This is a genomic window from Bacteroides sp. An51A, assembly GCF_002161565.1.
Classification (GTDB): domain Bacteria; phylum Bacteroidota; class Bacteroidia; order Bacteroidales; family Bacteroidaceae; genus Phocaeicola; species Phocaeicola intestinalis.
Genome location: NZ_NFIC01000007.1, coordinates 20576 through 38439 on the forward strand (window position 1 = coordinate 20576; position 17864 = coordinate 38439).

The following is a 17864-nucleotide window of genomic DNA, read 5'->3' on the forward strand; positions in this document are numbered from 1 at the left end:
GCTATACCCTTACAGCAGAGGCTTGGGAGGGATTCCGCTTCGGGTTCGGAATGCTCCTCCGTGGTCCGTTGCATCGGGTGCGGGACAATACAACAGAAAGGCAGGGGGTTGCATCAGCGGCCCTTTACCATTCGACCGTTTCGCCGTCCTCTTCGTAGCCGTCGTGATCGGCATTGACAGGAGCCTCTATAACATTGGTTGTGACATTGCTGTTTTCATCTGAATACATGTTTAACATCCTGTCCCAAAACGCCTTCTTGGTGTCCCACAATGTCAGGGTCAGTTGCTGATTATCTTGCTGGTTCCCGCACTTCAAATCCCCCAAATATGCGTTATTGGTTATATCGAGAGCCGTCATCTTGTTGCCATGACACCACAAAATTTTAAGCTCTTCCAAAGTACTGACATTCAACGAGACAAGTTGATTATCGTTGCACTCCAAATCCGTCAGATTGGTCAGCTTGGTTACATCAAGGGCAGTCAGTTGATTACCGCTGCAAATCAAAGTCGTCAGATTGGTCAGCTTGGTTACATCAAGGGTAGTCAGTTGATTACCGGCGCAAATCAAACCCGTCAGATTGGTCAGCTTGGTTACATCAAGGGTAGTCAATTGATTATCCATGCAATCCAAAGTCTCCAGATCGGTGAAGTACTCAATGCCGGCAAGGCTGGTAATGTTTTTATTTTGCAAAAACAAGAAAGTTCCCCCATTCATTATTATTTGCATTCGGTTATACTCATCCAGGGATACGGTGCCATCGGGGTTCGCCCTCCAGCCGATATTTGGGTTGAAATCTTCCACGGCATTGGCAAACGCCGCATTGAGGGCCTCGGTGAAATTGGCGATATCCAGTGCGCCCAGGTAGGTAATCTTTCCGGCGTTGAAGGTCACCTCTTTTTGGGTGGTCTTGACGTATGTCTTGCCGCCTTCACCCATATAGTTCAGGGTAATGCCGCCCGTCAGCGTGCCGGGAGCCACGACGAAGTAGTACTCCTCGCCTCTCGTGAAGGTTCCCGTCAGCGTTACCGACCGGGAAGCACTTCCCGTGGCGGTCAGCGTACCATCGGCGATGGTATAGGTCAGCCCGCCTGACAGTGCGTCGCTTTCTTGGTTGGCGGTCAGGGTAACTTCCGTCACGCCCTCTGCGTCCACGGTGAACTTGGCCAGGGCGCAGAGGTTCTGGAACGTCAGATTTTTGCTGCCGTCAGTCGCCTGTGCCCACGAGGGGTTCAGCCCTTCGGCAAAGCCGCCTGCCGTGGCTGTCTGCGTGGCGGGCAGGGTGAAGGTGATGGCATCGTGGGTGAGGGTCAGCGTCCCGTCGTCGGTGTAGGGATAGAAGGCGGTGTAGGTATCGGTCTCGGCTGCCTCGCCTTCCAGGGTGGCGGTGCTGCCGCTGACTTCGGTTGCTTCAAACTTGCAGATGGTTTCCGTTCCGTCGTAGATGGCTACCAGGTCGCCCTGCGTCCAGTTGACGGCATGGCCGTCCTCGCCCAGCGAGGTACGTGTCTGCGGCATTCCGGCGGTAAAGGTCATGTGTACCTTCCCCGTGCTGCCGCTTTCGTTGTTCTCAATGATTTCTTCGTTGCCGCAGGCTGCCAACAGCAGGGCCAGTGCGGCGATGGTCATGTTTTTTGCTTTCATTGTTATATTTATTTGTTCAGAATTTACCAAATCACTTCGTCGCTGTCTTCAAAACCACGGTGTGTGGCACTGTAATCGCTGCCGCACAGCACGCCTTCATTCTGTATTTCAATAATCTCACATTTGGGAGCTTCGTAGCTCTCAAGGCTTGTTGTTTTTTTATTGTCTTGCATTTTTTTATTTATTATGGTTAATTAATATACGTCAATTTGTCTATTATCCAACGGGCATCCATGAAGTATTGCTGTAATCGAGCGTAAACGGAAACGCTGCCAGTCCGCCCAGCAACAGGAATATACTTGCTATAATGGTTATTTCGGTATTCATACGACTTTTGTTTTAATGGGTTAAACGGGGCATACGAATACGGAAAAGGGCGGAAAGCTCCCGTAAAAAGGAGTTTCCACCCTTGCATGTATTGATGATAATAAGTATATTAACGCGCGAAGATACGCCGGTCGCAATGTGTGTGTGTGTGTGTGTGTGTTTGCACAAATCTCACACATATCCAAATTTACAAGACACTTTTTTGAATACAGGTATATGCACGATGCAGCGGACAACGGAATGTTGCCTGAACAGATTGCCATATTTCCTGAAATGTGCTGTAAATCAAAATACATTGTCATTCAATTATTAAATTCCGTTTGCAAAGTTAGCGGATTTTACGGAAAGTGAGAGGACAATCTTAGAAAATTTGAAGGACAATTCAAGGAAAAATGCTCATAATGAGGGACAATTCAGGGAATTTCCTTAAATTGTCCTTCTGTGTTCTTGTCCTGTATCCCGGATTTCAGGTTTCGGCTGTAAGTCCTTACATTGGAAAAACCGCAATGTGTAGCAATTTCTTCACGGCTTGCCGAAGGGTGTTCTTCCCGGTATCGGACAGCGGCCTCAATCCTGAGCCGGTTCAGTTCCTTATAAAAGGAACCGAAACGTTCTTTCATGACAATGGATACATATTTCCGGTTGCTCTTTACCGCATCTGCCAGTTCGCCGATTTTCAGGTTCGGATTCAGGTAAAGCCTGTCCTCGGTCAATGCTGCCCGTATTTTCGCTTCCAGTTCATCCTTGGCATCAACAGACAGCAGGCTGCTGCCGCTTCCCCGGTCGGACAGTACCGTTTCTATTTTTTCCGCTATGAGTTCTTCCGCTTCTTCCACCACTTCCCTGTATTCTTTCCGTTGCGGATGCAATATCCGTATCAAAAGTACGATGTGCATGACAGAAATGACCAGCTGGAACCACATGTTGTAATTATGGTCGCCGGTGATAAACAGCCACCATGCGGCTCCCAGATACAGCACCGGCATGAATACGACAAAACCGGCAAAACGTACCGGAAAATCTTCACTGTTGGAATATTCTTCCTGCATGTGTAGGCGAATCTGGCGCAACAGCCAGCTTGTGGTATGCAACAGCATGGCTGTAAGCAGCAGGGAATATCCTCCGATAAGGAGAAGAAGCATATCACGATGGCGGTAGAGGGTATCTCCGCCAATCCAGCCGTATATCCAACAGGCCAGCATAATAGCCAGAGGAATGATGCCGGACAATACAAATATCAGTCTGCGGTGTCTTGTCTTGCTGAAGAAAAACCGGCGGAACGACAACACGCCCGCACCGGGTAACAGCAGCACAAGAAAAACACGCATAAAAAGACATGCGTCAGGGCTGTCCATGCGGAAAAGCCATACCACAGGCAAGGCAAAACAGGCATAGATAATTGTGATGAGCTTGCGGGCCGGATAAAAATAGGTTTCTTCCTCGTCAAACGGACGGCACATGTGGAAATAACGCACCAACGCACAAAACAGTGACGTAACGACCAGTATCAGGCAGGATGCCGCATAATATATTTCAGGACCTTGTATTATCATATCGGATTTCTAAAAATTTTGCGAATTTACAAAAATCCGTTCGTATTAGGCCTCTAATCAGAGCTTTTTATCATCTAACCCCCTTATTTTTCATATGTATGTCAAAGAACAATGGATTATTTCTTTATTTTTATGGCTTTTAACTGGAAAAGCCACGCGACTTTGACCCTTTTGGCCAAACAGGATTTGCCCACCTTTGGCTACAATATGATTGCCCCTTTAAAGTCCTGGTGTTGGGGGTCAATTTTATTTTACCCTTTTAAAATTTCCCGTTTTTCTTAGACCTTAACTTTCGCATACTTTCACCATATAACTCTATGGTATGAGCCGTATGTATGATGCGGTCAAGGATTGCATCGGCTATTGTCGGGTCACCTACCATGTCGTACCAGTTGGAGGAGGGGTACTGCGATGTGATGATGATGGATTTCCGTTCATGCCTGTCCTCGATGATGTCAAGCAGTATGGGACGCTCCTTGGCGTCAAGAGGCACGATGAACAGGTCGTCAAGGATGAGTAACCGGCATCGCTCAATCTTCTTGAGTTCCGTTTCAAGTGTACCTTTGACTTTGGCGACTTTCAGCGCTCCGAGCAGTTTCGGGGCATTGGCATATAAGGTACGGAATCCCCTTTTGCATGCTTCGTGGCCGAGGGCGCAGGCCAGATAGCTTTTCCCCGTTCCTGAAGAACCGGTAATGAAAAGGTTCTGTGCCTTATGCACAAAATCAAGGGTGGCGAGACGTTCCATCTGGTTGCGATCCAGCCCCGGTTCGTGGCATAGTCGACCTGTTCAATATAGGCCTTGTAACGGAATGCCGCATTCTTGGTAAGCCGTGCAATGGCAGCCTGCGCACGATAGTCCCATTCGCGTGCAAGGAGCATGGAAAGGAACGTGTCCGCAGTCATGGATTGCGGAGTGGTGCCGGCAAGACTTTCCCTGAACGCCTCTGCCATGCCATGCAATTTCATACGGTTCATTAAATCCAGCGATATGGTATTCTGGTCCTGTTGTCCCGTAACGGGAGCTGTTTTATTGTTTACTTCCATACACATGAGTTTTATTGTTTGTCCTTTCTGTAATATTCACGTCCACGTATGTTTTTGTGGGTCAATGGAGCCGGGGAAGTCATGTCGGGCTGTACTTTCCCGTCCTCATCGGGAAGGAAATCCGCGTCTTCTCCCAGTTCAAGCACCTCGCGCAAGGCCTGATACCCGTATTGCAACTTCTGGTCCGCACATGCGCAAGCCGCCACCAGACGGTCGCGGCCGTATTTTTTCTCCAACGTCAAGATACCCCGGCATGACCTGAACGCTTTGGGCGGATATTGCATGGCACGCTCCACTTCCCGTAGATAGTTCAATACGATATTGTCTATTTCCGAGGCACGTCGGAAGAGTTCCTCCAAGTCCTTGTCATAGGGGCCATAGTGTCCCGGCAGGTTGTGCTCCTTTTTCCAGGAATAAGCGTAGGGAATGTCACAGCGGTCATGGGTGGCGACAAGGTTCATGCCACAGTAGATTTCCACCGTGCCGGCATCATAGAGAATCGTCATGCGCCTGCCTACATACTCCTTCGGAACGCTGTAATGGTGTTTGAACAACGAGACGTAAGAGTTCTTCCCGACAGTCATCAGCTTCCTTTCTTTCATTACGTAACGTTTCACGGGAAGCGGCCGAAGATAGTCCTTCTCTCCCTGAAGGAACATTTCCTTGCGTGACACCTCCCGTCCGGCCATCACCTTTTCATTGAAATCAAGCAGGGAGACATGAACGGCGGTATTGAGTTCCTCCAGGCCGGAGAATGTCATTCCCTCTATGTCAAGGTAAATGGAACGGTAGAGGAGCTTTACGGCATTCTCTACCAAAGCCTTGTCTTTGGGATGACGCACACGGGCGGGATAGACCGCACAGCCGTAATATTCGGCAAAAGCGGCGAAATCATCATTGATGACAGGCTCGTTGCGGTCGCTTCGTGTGACGGCAGCCTTCAGATTGTCGGGGACGATAGCCGCAGGAACGCCTTCAAAATATTGCATGGCATTCTCACATGCCTTTATCAGGTCTTCCTTGCGTTGAGACCACACGGCTTCACAGTAGGTATAATGGCTGAACGGAAGGATGGCGACAAACACCTCGGCTTTCTTCGTCTCGCCCGTCATTTCATCAACGACTTCAAGCCTGTCACCGGCAAAGTCAATATACATCTGGTCGGCGGCATAGTGCTCGACATGACCGACGACCTTGACGTGAAACTTGTACTGACGGACAGCCCGTTTGAAGGAAGACAACTGATAGCCGTCAGGATATTCGGCATGGTATTCCTTGAACAGTTTTCGGACACTCATGCCTTTGCGTGACAGGCGGGATACATAGCCGGGAAGCAAGGCCTCCAGTTCAATCCTCCTGGAAGAAGGCTCCCGATGCCGGGATGCCGTACAGCCGAACAACTCGTCCAACTGCCCGTCGGACAGGGAAAGAAGCTGTTCAATACTCTTGCCGCTTGAAAGGAACAGGCGGACATACTTGCGGACAGTATTACGGGAAGTATGAAACGTGGAAGCCGTTTCCTTGATTCCCATGCCGGCCGCATAACATCTTAAAATGTTTTTGATTCGTTTATCCATTTGTATAGATTTTATTATCACCCCCGTTACACCAGGACTCGGGCACTCAAATCTACACAAAAAAAATCTATAACAATAGGTGAACTAAGTGGTCAATACTATTTTGGCCAAAAGGGACAATCCTGCTTGGCCAAAAGGGTCAAAGTCGCGTGGCTTTTCCAAAAGCTGTTGAAAGGGTTTGCGCCACGCACGGGTCTTTGCATCCTTTCCCCGGTATTGAAAGACACGATGCAGATAGAAAGCGGAGGATATTGGCCGCTGCTCACCTTGAGAGGTGCCTGCGCGACAGCTGCCGCTGAAATCCGCCTGAAAGCGTCGGGCATGAATCCGGATACCTTGAGGGTGAACAAGACGATGTTCTTTTACAAAGCCATAGAGGCGGTGTCCGATGAAGACACCCTCGCCACGGATGCGATGGCACGGATAGCCGGCGGCATAGGGTGTTTCGGAGAGTTGTATGCCTCCGTCGGGATACATGGCTTCAAGCTTGCATCGGCACGCAACACGCCCCTCAACCAGGCCACGCCCCTTGACATGGCTTCGTTGCTGGGCAGGCTGATGCGTTACAAAGACCACCTGTTCCGGGAGCACCCTGACATCTATGAAACGCAGGACTATCTGGAGCAGAGTTTGGAGAACAAAGGTTGGCCTACTACCGATTACACCTTAGCCTGCGCAGAGGTAGGAGGACGGCGTGTGCTGAACGTCATTGCTTCGGTGGGCGGCCACCTGCTGGTTGTCTTTATGGAAGGAACGGATGTATCCGAAGAAACGCTGATGAAGAAGGCGGGCGAGCTGATACAGGTTGCCAAGGATAATTTGCCTTAAACACGTCTTCCCGTTCTCATCCCACCACACTGTCAACATCCACATAATAATTGGAAGGATTATTGCGGTCAACATAGACACGCACCTTCCTTTGGGGATCTATCTCGTAACTCTCATACCAGAAAGAACCGCTGTGAAACAGGTATATACGCCCGTCGGATGCCACATAACGGCAACTCACGATGATGGGATGCCGTCCGTTCATGCTTTGGTTGTCATCTTCACGGATGCCTGTTATCTCCGCCTCCACTGTATCGCCGGTAGCAAGCAGGCGGGCTATTTTCTGCCGGTGTTTCCGCCTTACCAGAATAAAAGCCAGTCCCATACCGGCAAACACGAACGCCATGGCCATCAATAGGCCGATTATCCAATTGTTATCATCCAGATAACGCACCTCTTGGGGATTGCCATTGCGATAATAGACAGTAATCTGCTTGCCCGGATGCATGGACGATGAAGACAGATTGAGCGTGGAAGTATAGGTCTTTCCGCCGACTGTGTATTCCACCACCGGTGTGCCCAGCGATTCGTGATTTGCCCCACGCATGGCCAGGATAACTGCCTGCACAGGTGTAGCTTCTGCTTTGAATGTGTGACCGCTGGTATAGATGAAGATACAGACGGTAAACAGGATGATGCCCACCAGCACAAATATTCCGCCGAAGATGCGGACAAATGCCTTGTCTTTTTTCTTGCCCCGGACCAGTGCTTTTTCTTTGTTGTAACGCATAATTGTAAAAGGGTCGTTTAATGAAATATCAACTTCTTATATCATTAAAGGATTGCTTCCTATATGTAATTCGTAGCGGACGGGGCGAGTGTTACCCGATTTTGCGTTAATAAACATTAAACGGGAAAATTTTATTCCCGGCCGTCCGCTTTTGAGGGCTTCAAACAATTACACAGATTCGTAACCGAAACGAAACATCCATTCGTTACATTCGCTCCCCAAATAACTGATAGCGGTATGAGGAACGATACAGACATACGGAAAGAGGCGTACCGGCGAATCTTAAAGCGGGAATTGTGCTGGTGGCTGGTTGCCATAGCGGGTGGATTGCTGCTTGCCGGAGTGTTCAGCGGGTCGGGAATAGTAAATCTTTTCCTGCATGGCTTCCAAGGCATCGGGAGTTGCTGGGCGGGTATAATCTGTCTGGTGGTGACAGGCTACATCGCCTATTCCCTGCTGGGCATCCTGAGGGAGAAGCGGAAGCTGATAGGGCATGGCATCCAGGCCGAAGCCGTCGTCACGGCCATCCAGAAAGAGATAGATGTCGAGGAAGGCGGAGAGGCTTTCGTGGCAGTCTATGAATTCACCCTGCCCGGCGGTCGGAAATGGAAGGTTAAGGAACAGCTCAACGGCTCGCAGGCGGGGCTGTTGGGACTGATTGAGGTGGGAAGCCGCGTGCCCGTTTTCGTGGACCGCGACCATCCGTACAAGTTCTACTTATATACGCACCTCCTTGTCCGCCAATTCTATGAGGAGGACAAGACGTTTGTCAACAGCTTGGAAAAACTAAAGAGGCAGGGCACAAACGTGGGAAACATTGGCGAAGCGATACTCAGACACCAGGAGAGGGGGCAACGGGTGTTCCGTAGCCGTCGCAAATGGAGGTGGCTTCCATCGGCTATCGTTGCTTTTGTCATGGTCTTAGTAACAGCATTCGGCTACATAATATACAACAGGTTTGAGGCTTACGTGCTGGTTTCCGATCTGAACCTCCCGCCCGGTTTCAGCTACTACAATGCTTATGCCACGGAATTGCACGAATACCTCCCCGGAAATAACAGATGGAGTTATACCGACGAGGACGGATATGAAGACTGGACGTCTTCCTGGCGCTTTACCGACAAATGCAAACGTCCCATGTTTGTGGTGTGGGGCACACAGGGATTGACACACACAAGGACGACCAGCATGCTGATGATTCCAGAAAGCTATCGCGACAGGCTGGATGAGTTCATCTACGACATGAACGCCGACCTGAAACCAAAGCTGCAAAAGCTGTTGAAAGGGTTTGCGCCACGCACGGGCCTTTGCATCCTTTCCCCGGTATTGAAAGACACGATGCAGATAGAGGGCGGAGGATATTGGCCGCTGCTCACCTTGGGAGGTGCCTGCGCGACAGCTGCCGCTGAAATCCGCCTGAAAGCGTCGGGCGTGAATCCGGATACCTTGAGGGTAGACAAGACAACAATGTTCTACTACGCAACTATAGAAGCAGTGTCCGACAGAGACACCCTTGCTACGGATGCAGTGACACGGATAGCCGGCGGCGTGGAACGTTTCGGAGTGTTGTATGCCTCCGTCGGAATACAAGGATTCAGACTGACATCAGCACGCAGCACACCCCTCAACCAGGCCACGCCCTTTGCCATGGCTTCGTTGCTGGGCAGGCTGATGCGTTACAAGGACCACCTGTTCCGGGAGCACCCTGACATCTATGAAACGCAGGACTACCTGGAGCTGACGCTGAAAGACAAGAGATGGATTACCTACTACACCTTAGCCTGCGCAGAGGCAGGAGGACGGCGTGTGCTGAACGTTTTTGCTTTGGTGGGCGACCATCTCTTGGTTATCTTTATGGAAGGAGCGGATGTATCCGAAGAAACGCTGATGAAGAAAGCGGGCGAACTGATGCTGGTTGCCAAGGATAATTTGCCTTAAACACGTTTTTTTCCGTTCTCATCCCACCACACTGTCAACATCCACATAATAATTGAAAGGATTATTGCGGTCAACATAGACACGCACCTTTCTTTTGGGATCTATCTCGTAACTCTCATACCAGAAAGAACCGCTGTGAAACAGGTATATCCGCCCGTTGGATGCCACATAACGGCAACTCACGATGATGGGATGCCGTCCGTTCATGCTTTGGTTGTCATCTTCACGGATGCCTGTTATCTCCGCCTCCACTGTATCGCCGGTAGCAAGCAGGCGGGCTATTTTCTGCCGGTGTTTCCGCCTTACCAGAATAAAAGCCAGTCCCATACCGGCAAACACGAACGCCATGGCCATCAATAGGCCGATTATCCAATTGTTATCATCCAGATAACGCACCTCTTGGGGATTGCCATTGCGATAATAGACAGTAATCTGCTTGCCCGGATGCATGGACGATGAAGACAGATTGAGCGTGGAAGTATAGGTCTTTCCGCCGACTGTGTATTCCACCACCGGTGTGCCCAGCGATTCGTGATTTGCCCCACGCATGGCCAGGATAACTGCCTGCACAGGTGTAGCTTCTGCTTTGAATGTGTGACCGCTGGTATAGATGAAGATACAGACGGTAAACAGGATGATGCCCACCAGCACAAATATTCCGCCGAAGATGCGGACAAATGCCTTGTCTTTTTTCTTGCCCCGGACCAGTGCTTTTTCTTTGTTGTAACGCATAATTGTAAAAGGGTCGTTTAATGAAATATCAACTTCTTATATCATTAAAGGATTGCTTCCTATATGTAATTCGTAGCGGACGGGGCGAGTGTTACCCGATTTTGCGTTGAAAAGGCTTAATGCGATACTTTTTAGGTCTTTCCCTATGAATTTTACCTTTTATTATAAATGTTACTGGCACGTAACACGAGTGTCACACTGTATGGCTAATTTTGCATCGTCCAAAAATATAAATATTATGGATGTTTCGGCTTTAGGACAAGATAAGGAAGAAGATGATTTCCAACTGCTTTCTGCCATTGCGGAAAACATGGATACGGCAGCATTCACACGTCTTTACGGCAAGTATGCGAAGTGGGCTTTCGGGCTATTCTATTCGCGGACGGGCAGTAAGGAGGCCGCATCCGAACTGTCACAAAACCTGTGGATGTACGTATGGGACAATGCGGGGAAAATCATCGGGAACCATGACGAAAAACGGCATACAATAAAAGGTTTGCTTTATGCCGTCATAGCCAAACGCATATTGGATTTCTACCGGATGGTGGAGAGTTGCCATAACATTGTGTCGTTGGACGACGAGGAAATATGGCGCATGGTGGTGAACATCGCGGATAATAACCCGACGGTATTCTCCAAACTGGATGTGGAAGCCATCCATACGATTACCGATGAAGTGCTTGAAAGGTTCGGTGAACTGGACAAAAAGGTCTTCGTCAGTATGAAGAATGGATATACAGCCAAAGAGGTGGCTGACATGTACGGATTTACGGAAGCCACCGTCAGGAAAAAAGTGTGCGTGATGACAAAGGAAGTACGTCTGAAACTGTGTGAGGCCGGATATGTGTCCGCCATCCTTTCGTGTGTCATCCAGAACATGCCGCTTTGATTATCATGTCCAGTTCCGTCATTCATAAATCCCTGACCATTCCAAATTATTGAAATAGTAACTGTATTCGCAGTTTCCTTTCCACCTGCTTAAAGGCACGTACATGCTCAGTCCGCTGAAATGTTCCTGACTGATGGATAACTTGTTGATGAACTGCGGCGTGGCCGCCTTGTAAACGACGGTGCGGCGCAACTGCGCGTCGAACTCGTCCGTCCGCCCTCCCACAACGGTGTGGACTATATCGCCCATGTCGAAAAACACGTTGGGCACGTTGTCCGTGTGGTACGCCTGCAAGACAGACGTGTCCAGAGCCTCCATGTCGTGCAACCTACCTTGCAGGACGTTCCGGGTGGCAGTGAAAAGTCCGCCAAGTTCGGCGGCATCCACCAGCGCGATTGTGGCCGAGCGCAGTATGTCGTGCCCCATACTGTTGTAGTGGCCGTAATAGGCGACGCAGGCCTGTTCCAAGTCCTCCACGCCGCCAAACAGGTACGGAAGCACCTTCGCATAAGGGATGCCCGAAGCGTCATAGTCGGCTTCCGCAAGTACCTCGGTGGGTGAAGCTATCAGATAGTCCGCCTTGTTGCGCATTTCATACAGCCCTTCTATACACCCCATCAGGCATACATCAAACCAGATATATTCCGCCACATCATCGGGGAGGGCATCCGCCAATGCATCGATTTCCATCACGCCGGACGAGGAGTCATTCCCTGGATGGTTGTCGATGCCGATGTAGCGTGTGCGCGGGAATCCGTCAACCGCATTCCCCCTCGTGCCTTGCGGCACAAGATCGGAATCGTAACCACCTGGCAGCCAACCCATCGAATGCGACCAAAGCACCAGTCCGAAACGGTCGGACGGAACAAGCTCCTTGGCCTCGCTTATCACCCGCGCCAGCGTTTCCGGATTGGCGGAGTTCTCCTCCGCATACGACTTCAGCGGGACTTCCCCGCCTTGCTGCGTGATACTGAACAGGCGCGGCGTTTCACCTTCCCTGTCCACATAGACCACCGCCGTGCCCGCACTGCGCCGTGCGCCCTGCCTAAGCTGCGAGATGGTATAGTCCACTTCAGAGTCCATCGAGTTGTCGGCGGCCATATACACCAGCGTGGTATAGGACACAGGGTCGGGCGGTACGATTATTTCCTCGTCCTCCGAACAGGATGCCAGCGGCAAAAGAAGGCAGTAGCCCAAAGCCGCACGGAAAAACTTGCGCTTGTTCATATTCCTCTTCCGGTTTAATTTGCCAAAGGTAACGGTTTGATATGACAACGGGGTTACAATGGCGAAAAAAAAGCGGACGGCGGGCCCGGTATATCACCGTCCTTGCCGTCCTCCCGTCACATTTTCACGCCCCGGTATTCCTTGTGTCCGGGAATATCCGGCCTGCCTATTATAATATGGTCACGGATATAGTCACGGGCTGCATCGTCCGGCTTCGGCACGTTCTCCGCTTTCGGCACCGCCTGACCGCCTTGTTCCTGCCCCTGACTTGGCGTTTCCTCATGCTTGGGTGCCAGTTCCAGCTGTATTTTGCGGTCGAGGGCGGCAAGCTCGGACTTCAACTGCTTCAATTCGTCCTCCTTTTTCCATGTCTTGCCCGCTATCTCCTGCAACTGCGGTATCTCGCGTTCCAGCACTTGGTTCTTTTCCTCGTACTGCTTGATGATGGCGGGGATGCGCTCCAACGCATTGAGGAAGTTCACTGCGGCAGCGTGGGTGTCTGCCATCGCCAGATGGCCGTTGTTGTACTTGTACTTATAATGCCCCTCGATGACAAAACGGTTGTCGATGGTCTCGCGCCCGTCGCAAATCATCCGCTCGCTGACTACTTTGATGGGGAAGCCGTACAGCTCGCCGATTTGCAGGTACTGCCCGCCAGTCGTGGCATTCTTGGCTATCTCCTGCAACTTCCTGCCGATGGCTTTCTCATCAGCGGAAACCACCCCGTAAATCCGTATCGGGTTGAGCCGGTTGTCGTCCTTTCCGGTCTTGGCGGCAGCGGTGAACTTCTCCCAGTCTTCCGTCATGGCGGCGATGACGGTTTTGTTGTCATTCAGCTCCTTTGTCTTGCCCTCCAATTTCCATTCCGAATCGCGCTTTCCCCTGTTGAACGACTTGCGTTCGCCCTCTAATGAGGCTATCTTCTTTTCGAGCTTCGCCTTGTCAAGCAAATCCGTGTTGCCGGACAGTATCGCCATATACTCCGAGAAATTCATGCCCGACTTCTCGTCCATCGCCCCCTCGTCGATGGTTCGTGCGCCCAACGCGCCGCTTTTCAGCTGACTGATGAACGTCTGCTTGCAATGCAGCAGGTTGAACTTGTACGAGTCCAGCGACTTCTCCACCGCATAGATGATGACATCCACCTTGTTGTCCGCATAGAGCTTGGCAATCTCGTTGCCCTTTCTGACCGCCCGGCCGTCACGCTGTTGCAGGTCGGACGGACGCCAGGGACAATCTAAATGATGGATGGCTACAGCCCTTCGCTGGGCGTTCACGCCCGTGCCGAGCATACTGGTAGAGCCGAACAGCACACGTACACGACCCTCGTTCATCGCCTCTATCACCGCTTTCCGCGCCTTCTCGTTCTTGCACTCCTGAATGAAGCGGATTTCATGGGCGGGTATGCCGTAGTCCTCTACTAATTTGCGCTTGATTTCGGTATAGACGCTCCAGCCGCCACCGGGCTGGTACGTGCCCAAATCCGAAAAGACGAACTGCGTCCCCTTGTGCGCGTCATACTTGCGGTAATACTCCGCTATCATCTTGGCGCAATGGCTCGCCTTGTTGTCGGGGTGGTCCTCGTAATCCGGGTCAATCATGCGCATGTCCAGTGCCATCTTCCTTGCGTAGTCCGTGGCGATGAGCATCTTCGCCTTTTCCTCCGTTTCAGACAGTGGCGGTCTGCCCAGAATGGTCGCGTCGCCCGACTTGGCGAACTGCATCAGCTTTTCGATAAACACCTCCTGGTCGGGCGTGGGCGGTATGTGGTGCAGTATCTCGTTCTTCTTCGGACGGTCCACGCCCACGTCCTCCGCCGTGCGGTAGTCGGTTATCTCGTTGTAGAACGCCGCCAGTGGAAAAGCCACGCGACTTTGACCCTTTTGGCCAAACAGGATTTGCCCACCTTTGGCTACAATATGATTGCCCCTTTAAAGTCCTGGTGTTGGGGGTCAATTTTATTTTACCCTTTTAAAATTTCCCGTTTTTCTTAGACCTTAACTTTCGCATACTTTCACCATATAACTCTATGGTATGAGCCGTATGTATGATGCGGTCAAGGATTGCATCGGCTATTGTCGGGTCACCTACCATGTCGTACCAGTTGGAGGAGGGGTACTGCGATGTGATGATGATGGATTTCCGTTCATGCCTGTCCTCGATGATGTCAAGCAGTATGGGACGCTCCTTGGCGTCAAGAGGCACGATGAACAGGTCGTCAAGGATGAGTAACCGGCATCGCTCAATCTTCTTGAGTTCCGTTTCAAGTGTACCTTTGACTTTGGCGACTTTCAGCGCTCCGAGCAGTTTCGGGGCATTGGCATATAAGGTACGGAATCCCCTTTTGCATGCTTCGTGGCCGAGGGCGCAGGCCAGATAGCTTTTCCCCGTTCCTGAAGAACCGGTAATGAAAAGGTTCTGTGCCTTATGCACAAAATCAAGGGTGGCGAGACGTTCCATCTGGTTGCGATCCAGCCCCGGTTCGTGGCATAGTCGACCTGTTCAATATAGGCCTTGTAACGGAATGCCGCATTCTTGGTAAGCCGTGCAATGGCAGCCTGCGCACGATAGTCCCATTCGCGTGCAAGGAGCATGGAAAGGAACGTGTCCGCAGTCATGGATTGCGGAGTGGTGCCGGCAAGACTTTCCCTGAACGCCTCTGCCATGCCATGCAATTTCATACGGTTCATTAAATCCAGCGATATGGTATTCTGGTCCTGTTGTCCCGTAACGGGAGCTGTTTTATTGTTTACTTCCATACACATGAGTTTTATTGTTTGTCCTTTCTGTAATATTCACGTCCACGTATGTTTTTGTGGGTCAATGGAGCCGGGGAAGTCATGTCGGGCTGTACTTTCCCGTCCTCATCGGGAAGGAAATCCGCGTCTTCTCCCAGTTCAAGCACCTCGCGCAAGGCCTGATACCCGTATTGCAACTTCTGGTCCGCACATGCGCAAGCCGCCACCAGACGGTCGCGGCCGTATTTTTTCTCCAACGTCAAGATACCCCGGCATGACCTGAACGCTTTGGGCGGATATTGCATGGCACGCTCCACTTCCCGTAGATAGTTCAATACGATATTACCCGTTGACGGAATTAATTGGGACATGAAAGCCTACAGGCAGAGATATCTTCGTACCAGGACGGAGATATTTGCGGATAAGGACGGAGATATTTGCGGATAAGGACGGAGATATTTGCGGACAAAAGCGGAGATATCCACCCGCAAAGCCGCACAAGGGACTGACAAATAAAATGCATATTGTGGTCACAATTCCGTCAACGGGTAATCTATTAATATTTATAGTAGTTATGTCCATGATACTGAAAATAAAGAATGCCAACGACTACAGCCATTATAATATAAGAAAAGCATTCCTACGAAAATATGAGAATGCTTTTCTTTATGTAATCAGGACTATCGAAACGCAAAGACTTTCTATCAATGCTTCATAATCGTTGTCAGGAAATTATCGAACCATGTGGTCCATTCTCCCCGCACGCCGAAGCCGTGAGGCCAACCGTCCAGTACGTGCGATTCCACCTGTACGCCTGCCTGCCGCACTGCTTCAACATTCTGGTTGAACTGGCGGTAGAACGGGTCTTCTGTGCCGTAAGTATAAAAGGTGGGCGGGATATTGCCTGCACGCAGGTCGTCCACGTTATTGTTCGATACGCTCAATCGTCCGTAGAAAGAATATATCATGCCGATGGCGCATACGTTGGCTGAGACTTGATCGAGCGAGTCGGGTACATATTCATTGTCCAACGCCGTGCCGTCCACAAGTTCATCGAAGTGCAAGGCTTCGTCGCCACAGAGAATGCCTCCGGCAGAGAAGCCGACCGATGCAATGTCTTCGGGGGCGATGCCGTAGTCAGAGGCATGGCTGCGGACGTAGTGTATGGCGCGCGCCAGGTCGAGGCTGCCTTCTTCCATCGTATAAGGACTACCCGGTAATTTACCACGAAACTTTGATACCCCAGTTCCGCCAGCCGCTCGGTAACTGGTGCGCCCTCGTTTCCGCTACGGAACATGAATGCTCCGCCGGGACAGAACATGACGGCTCCTTTCACTTCCGTGCCGTCGGGCACGGGATACCATATCATGTTGGGACGGAAATCGGGGTCGTCCTGATAATTCCCGTTGTTTACGGTATAGTTGGTTACGGTCGGCATGTTATCTTCCGGCCACAGGTAAATGTGCTCCGCATCCGGGTCTTCCTCGGCAGGAGCTTCACCTATCGGGCCGAGGGGACCATTGTTTCCCGTGCCGCTGCAAGCCGTCGCGCAATTGACGGCAAGCAGCAGGCATAATGTTTGGAATATCTTTTTCATCATTTGCTCTTACCATAATCACAAAGCCACTTCACCGTCTGCGGGTCGTAGTGCGAAAAGAACAGGCTGTGACCCAGGTCTAACTGGCGGATGCGCTGCATATCCTCGTCGTTCAGGCTAAAGTCGAACACATGGATGTTCTGCTCCATGCGTTCCTTGCGGACGGATTTCGGGATGACGATGACACCGCGCTGGAGGAGGTAGCGCAGGGCGGTCTGCGCCACGCTCTTGTTATACTTGGCGCCGATGGCAATCAGCGTCTCGTTGCCGAAGAAGTTGTTGCGTCCCTCGGCGAGCGGTCCCCACGACATGATGTGCGTGCCGTATTGCTGCATAATCTTTTGCGCTTCTATCTGTTGGTTGAATACGTGCGTCTCCACCTGGTTGACCATCGGGGGAATCTCGCTGAATTCCGCCAGGTCGATGAAGCGGTCGGGATAGAAGTTCAACACGCCGATGGCACGCAGCTTGCCTGCCTTGTAGGCTTCCTCCATGGCCCGCCATGTGCCATAGTAATCATTGAAGGGTTGATGGATAAGCAGCAGGTCAATGTAATCGGTCTGCAGTTTGCGGAGCGACTCGTCGATGCTGGTCTTCGCCCGCTCGTATCCGGCATTGGAAATCCATACCTTGGTGACAATGAACAGCTCTTCGCGGGGCACTCCGCAGGCGCGGATAGCATTGCCCACATTCTGCTCGTTAAAGTAAGCCTGCGCCGTATCTATCATCCGATAACCCACGCTGATGGCGTCCCTAACGCACCGCTCGCATTCCGACGGTGATACCTGGTATACTCCATAACCCAACTGCGGCATTTCTACGCCGTTTCTCAATTTTACAGTTTCCATATTCGTTGATATATTAGTTAAATTTCTGATGCAAAGTTACGTTGGCAGAGCTTCTATGTCCATACACAGATTACGGAAAGGAACACCCATTTCACCGAATTTCCGGAAAATTGTTCGGATAAGCCTTGCGGAAGATTTTTAGAAGAAACTGTTTCGTCAGATAGCCCGCTATCTTCCTCATCACAGAAACA

Annotated in this window: 13 protein-coding genes and 4 pseudogenes; 3 read left to right on the forward strand and 14 right to left on the reverse strand. The window is 50.9% G+C overall.

Annotation, left to right across the window (positions count from 1 at the left end):
* Positions 1–124 precede the first annotated feature (124 nt).
* The 5 genes and pseudogenes from B5G04_RS14030 to istA all read right to left on the reverse strand — a co-directional run bounded on the left by B5G04_RS14030 (position 125) and on the right by istA (position 6146).
* The gene (locus B5G04_RS14030; RefSeq protein ID WP_087397789.1) at positions 125–1642 is read right to left on the reverse strand and encodes a leucine-rich repeat domain-containing protein; all 1518 of its coding nucleotides are present in this window, start codon (positions 1640–1642) and stop codon (positions 125–127) included.
* 23 nt (positions 1643–1665) lie between these two features.
* The gene (locus B5G04_RS19920) at positions 1666–1815 is read right to left on the reverse strand and encodes a hypothetical protein (RefSeq protein ID WP_022233798.1); all 150 of its coding nucleotides are present in this window, start codon (positions 1813–1815) and stop codon (positions 1666–1668) included.
* 567 nt (positions 1816–2382) lie between these two features.
* Positions 2383–3522 carry a hypothetical protein gene (locus B5G04_RS14035; RefSeq protein WP_087397791.1) on the reverse strand — a complete coding sequence of 380 codons (1140 nt, stop codon included), beginning with the start codon at positions 3520–3522 and terminating at the stop codon, positions 2383–2385.
* A 259-nt stretch (positions 3523–3781) separates the two neighbouring features.
* A pseudogene (gene istB, locus B5G04_RS20250) lies at positions 3782–4569 on the reverse strand (IS21-like element helper ATPase IstB).
* Between the two features lie 11 nt (positions 4570–4580).
* On the reverse strand, positions 4581–6146 hold the full coding sequence (gene istA, locus B5G04_RS14045) for an IS21 family transposase (RefSeq protein ID WP_087397795.1): 1566 nt from the start codon (positions 6144–6146) through the stop codon (positions 4581–4583).
* A 126-nt stretch (positions 6147–6272) separates the two neighbouring features.
* Here istA and B5G04_RS14050 point away from each other — a divergent pair, with 126 nt between their 5' ends.
* Positions 6273–6974: a hypothetical protein gene (locus tag B5G04_RS14050; protein ID WP_087397797.1), complete on the forward strand. Its 702-nt coding sequence runs from the start codon at positions 6273–6275 to the stop codon at positions 6972–6974.
* A gap of 16 nt (positions 6975–6990) precedes the next feature.
* On the opposite strand, the gene B5G04_RS14055 is transcribed toward B5G04_RS14050, so the two are convergent.
* Complete coding sequence (locus B5G04_RS14055; RefSeq protein ID WP_087251583.1) at positions 6991–7704, reverse strand: DUF3592 domain-containing protein; 714 nt, start codon at positions 7702–7704, stop codon at positions 6991–6993.
* A 237-nt stretch (positions 7705–7941) separates the two neighbouring features.
* Here B5G04_RS14055 and B5G04_RS14060 point away from each other — a divergent pair, with 237 nt between their 5' ends.
* Positions 7942–9642 carry a DUF3592 domain-containing protein gene (locus B5G04_RS14060; RefSeq protein ID WP_087397799.1) on the forward strand — a complete coding sequence of 567 codons (1701 nt, stop codon included), beginning with the start codon at positions 7942–7944 and terminating at the stop codon, positions 9640–9642.
* Positions 9643–9660: 18 nt separating this feature from the next.
* Here B5G04_RS14060 and B5G04_RS14065 read toward each other — a convergent pair whose 3' ends face one another.
* Positions 9661–10374 carry a DUF3592 domain-containing protein gene (locus tag B5G04_RS14065; RefSeq protein ID WP_087397801.1) on the reverse strand — a complete coding sequence of 238 codons (714 nt, stop codon included), beginning with the start codon at positions 10372–10374 and terminating at the stop codon, positions 9661–9663.
* A 238-nt stretch (positions 10375–10612) separates the two neighbouring features.
* On the opposite strand from B5G04_RS14065, the gene B5G04_RS14070 reads away from it, so the two are divergent.
* Positions 10613–11263 (forward strand): sigma-70 family RNA polymerase sigma factor, encoded by a 651-nt coding sequence (locus tag B5G04_RS14070; protein WP_087397803.1) that lies wholly within the window; start codon positions 10613–10615, stop codon positions 11261–11263.
* A gap of 18 nt (positions 11264–11281) precedes the next feature.
* Here B5G04_RS14070 and B5G04_RS14075 read toward each other — a convergent pair whose 3' ends face one another.
* From B5G04_RS14075 to B5G04_RS14105, 7 genes and pseudogenes are all read right to left on the reverse strand, one after another.
* Positions 11282–12490, reverse strand: coding sequence for a clostripain-related cysteine peptidase (locus tag B5G04_RS14075; protein WP_087397804.1), 1209 nt, complete (start codon positions 12488–12490; stop codon positions 11282–11284).
* Positions 12491–12606: 116 nt separating this feature from the next.
* A pseudogene (locus B5G04_RS14080) lies at positions 12607–14346 on the reverse strand (helicase-related protein); the annotation flags it as partial.
* Between the two features lie 115 nt (positions 14347–14461).
* Positions 14462–15249: pseudogene (istB, locus tag B5G04_RS20255) on the reverse strand (IS21-like element helper ATPase IstB).
* A gap of 11 nt (positions 15250–15260) precedes the next feature.
* Positions 15261–15572, reverse strand: a pseudogene (locus B5G04_RS14090) (IS21 family transposase); the annotation flags it as partial.
* Positions 15573–15932: 360 nt separating this feature from the next.
* A complete protein-coding gene (locus B5G04_RS20740) occupies positions 15933–16196 on the reverse strand; it encodes an alpha/beta hydrolase fold domain-containing protein (protein WP_343211175.1) in 264 nt (87 codons plus the stop codon).
* Positions 16193–16828 carry a hypothetical protein gene (locus B5G04_RS20745; protein WP_343211176.1) on the reverse strand — a complete coding sequence of 212 codons (636 nt, stop codon included), beginning with the start codon at positions 16826–16828 and terminating at the stop codon, positions 16193–16195. Before B5G04_RS20745 ends, B5G04_RS20740 begins: the two co-directional genes overlap by 4 nt.
* Positions 16825–17673: an aldo/keto reductase gene (locus B5G04_RS14105; protein ID WP_087397811.1), complete on the reverse strand. Its 849-nt coding sequence runs from the start codon at positions 17671–17673 to the stop codon at positions 16825–16827. Before B5G04_RS14105 ends, B5G04_RS20745 begins: the two co-directional genes overlap by 4 nt.
* Positions 17674–17864: the final 191 nt, after the last annotated feature.

Bases quoted from the DNA above. Each gene is read 5' to 3' on its own strand.
- B5G04_RS14065 (WP_087397801.1), bottom strand. From the start codon at position 10,374: ATGCGTTACAACAAAGAAAAAGCACTGGTCCGGGGCAAGAAAAAAGAC.
- B5G04_RS14105 (WP_087397811.1), bottom strand. From the start codon at position 17,673: ATGGAAACTGTAAAATTGAGAAACGGCGTAGAAATGCCGCAGTTGGGT.
- B5G04_RS14035 (WP_087397791.1), bottom strand. From the start codon at position 3,522: ATGATAATACAAGGTCCTGAAATATATTATGCGGCATCCTGCCTGATA.
- B5G04_RS20745 (WP_343211176.1), bottom strand. From the start codon at position 16,828: ATGATGAAAAAGATATTCCAAACATTATGCCTGCTGCTTGCCGTCAAT.
- B5G04_RS20740 (WP_343211175.1), bottom strand. From the start codon at position 16,196: ATGATATATTCTTTCTACGGACGATTGAGCGTATCGAACAATAACGTG.
- B5G04_RS14075 (WP_087397804.1), bottom strand. From the start codon at position 12,490: ATGAACAAGCGCAAGTTTTTCCGTGCGGCTTTGGGCTACTGCCTTCTT.
- B5G04_RS19920 (WP_022233798.1), bottom strand. From the start codon at position 1,815: ATGCAAGACAATAAAAAAACAACAAGCCTTGAGAGCTACGAAGCTCCC.
- B5G04_RS14060 (WP_087397799.1), top strand. From the start codon at position 7,942: ATGAGGAACGATACAGACATACGGAAAGAGGCGTACCGGCGAATCTTA.
- B5G04_RS14070 (WP_087397803.1), top strand. From the start codon at position 10,613: ATGGATGTTTCGGCTTTAGGACAAGATAAGGAAGAAGATGATTTCCAA.
- istA (WP_087397795.1), bottom strand. From the start codon at position 6,146: ATGGATAAACGAATCAAAAACATTTTAAGATGTTATGCGGCCGGCATG.
- B5G04_RS14030 (WP_087397789.1), bottom strand. From the start codon at position 1,642: ATGAAAGCAAAAAACATGACCATCGCCGCACTGGCCCTGCTGTTGGCA.
- B5G04_RS14055 (WP_087251583.1), bottom strand. From the start codon at position 7,704: ATGCGTTACAACAAAGAAAAAGCACTGGTCCGGGGCAAGAAAAAAGAC.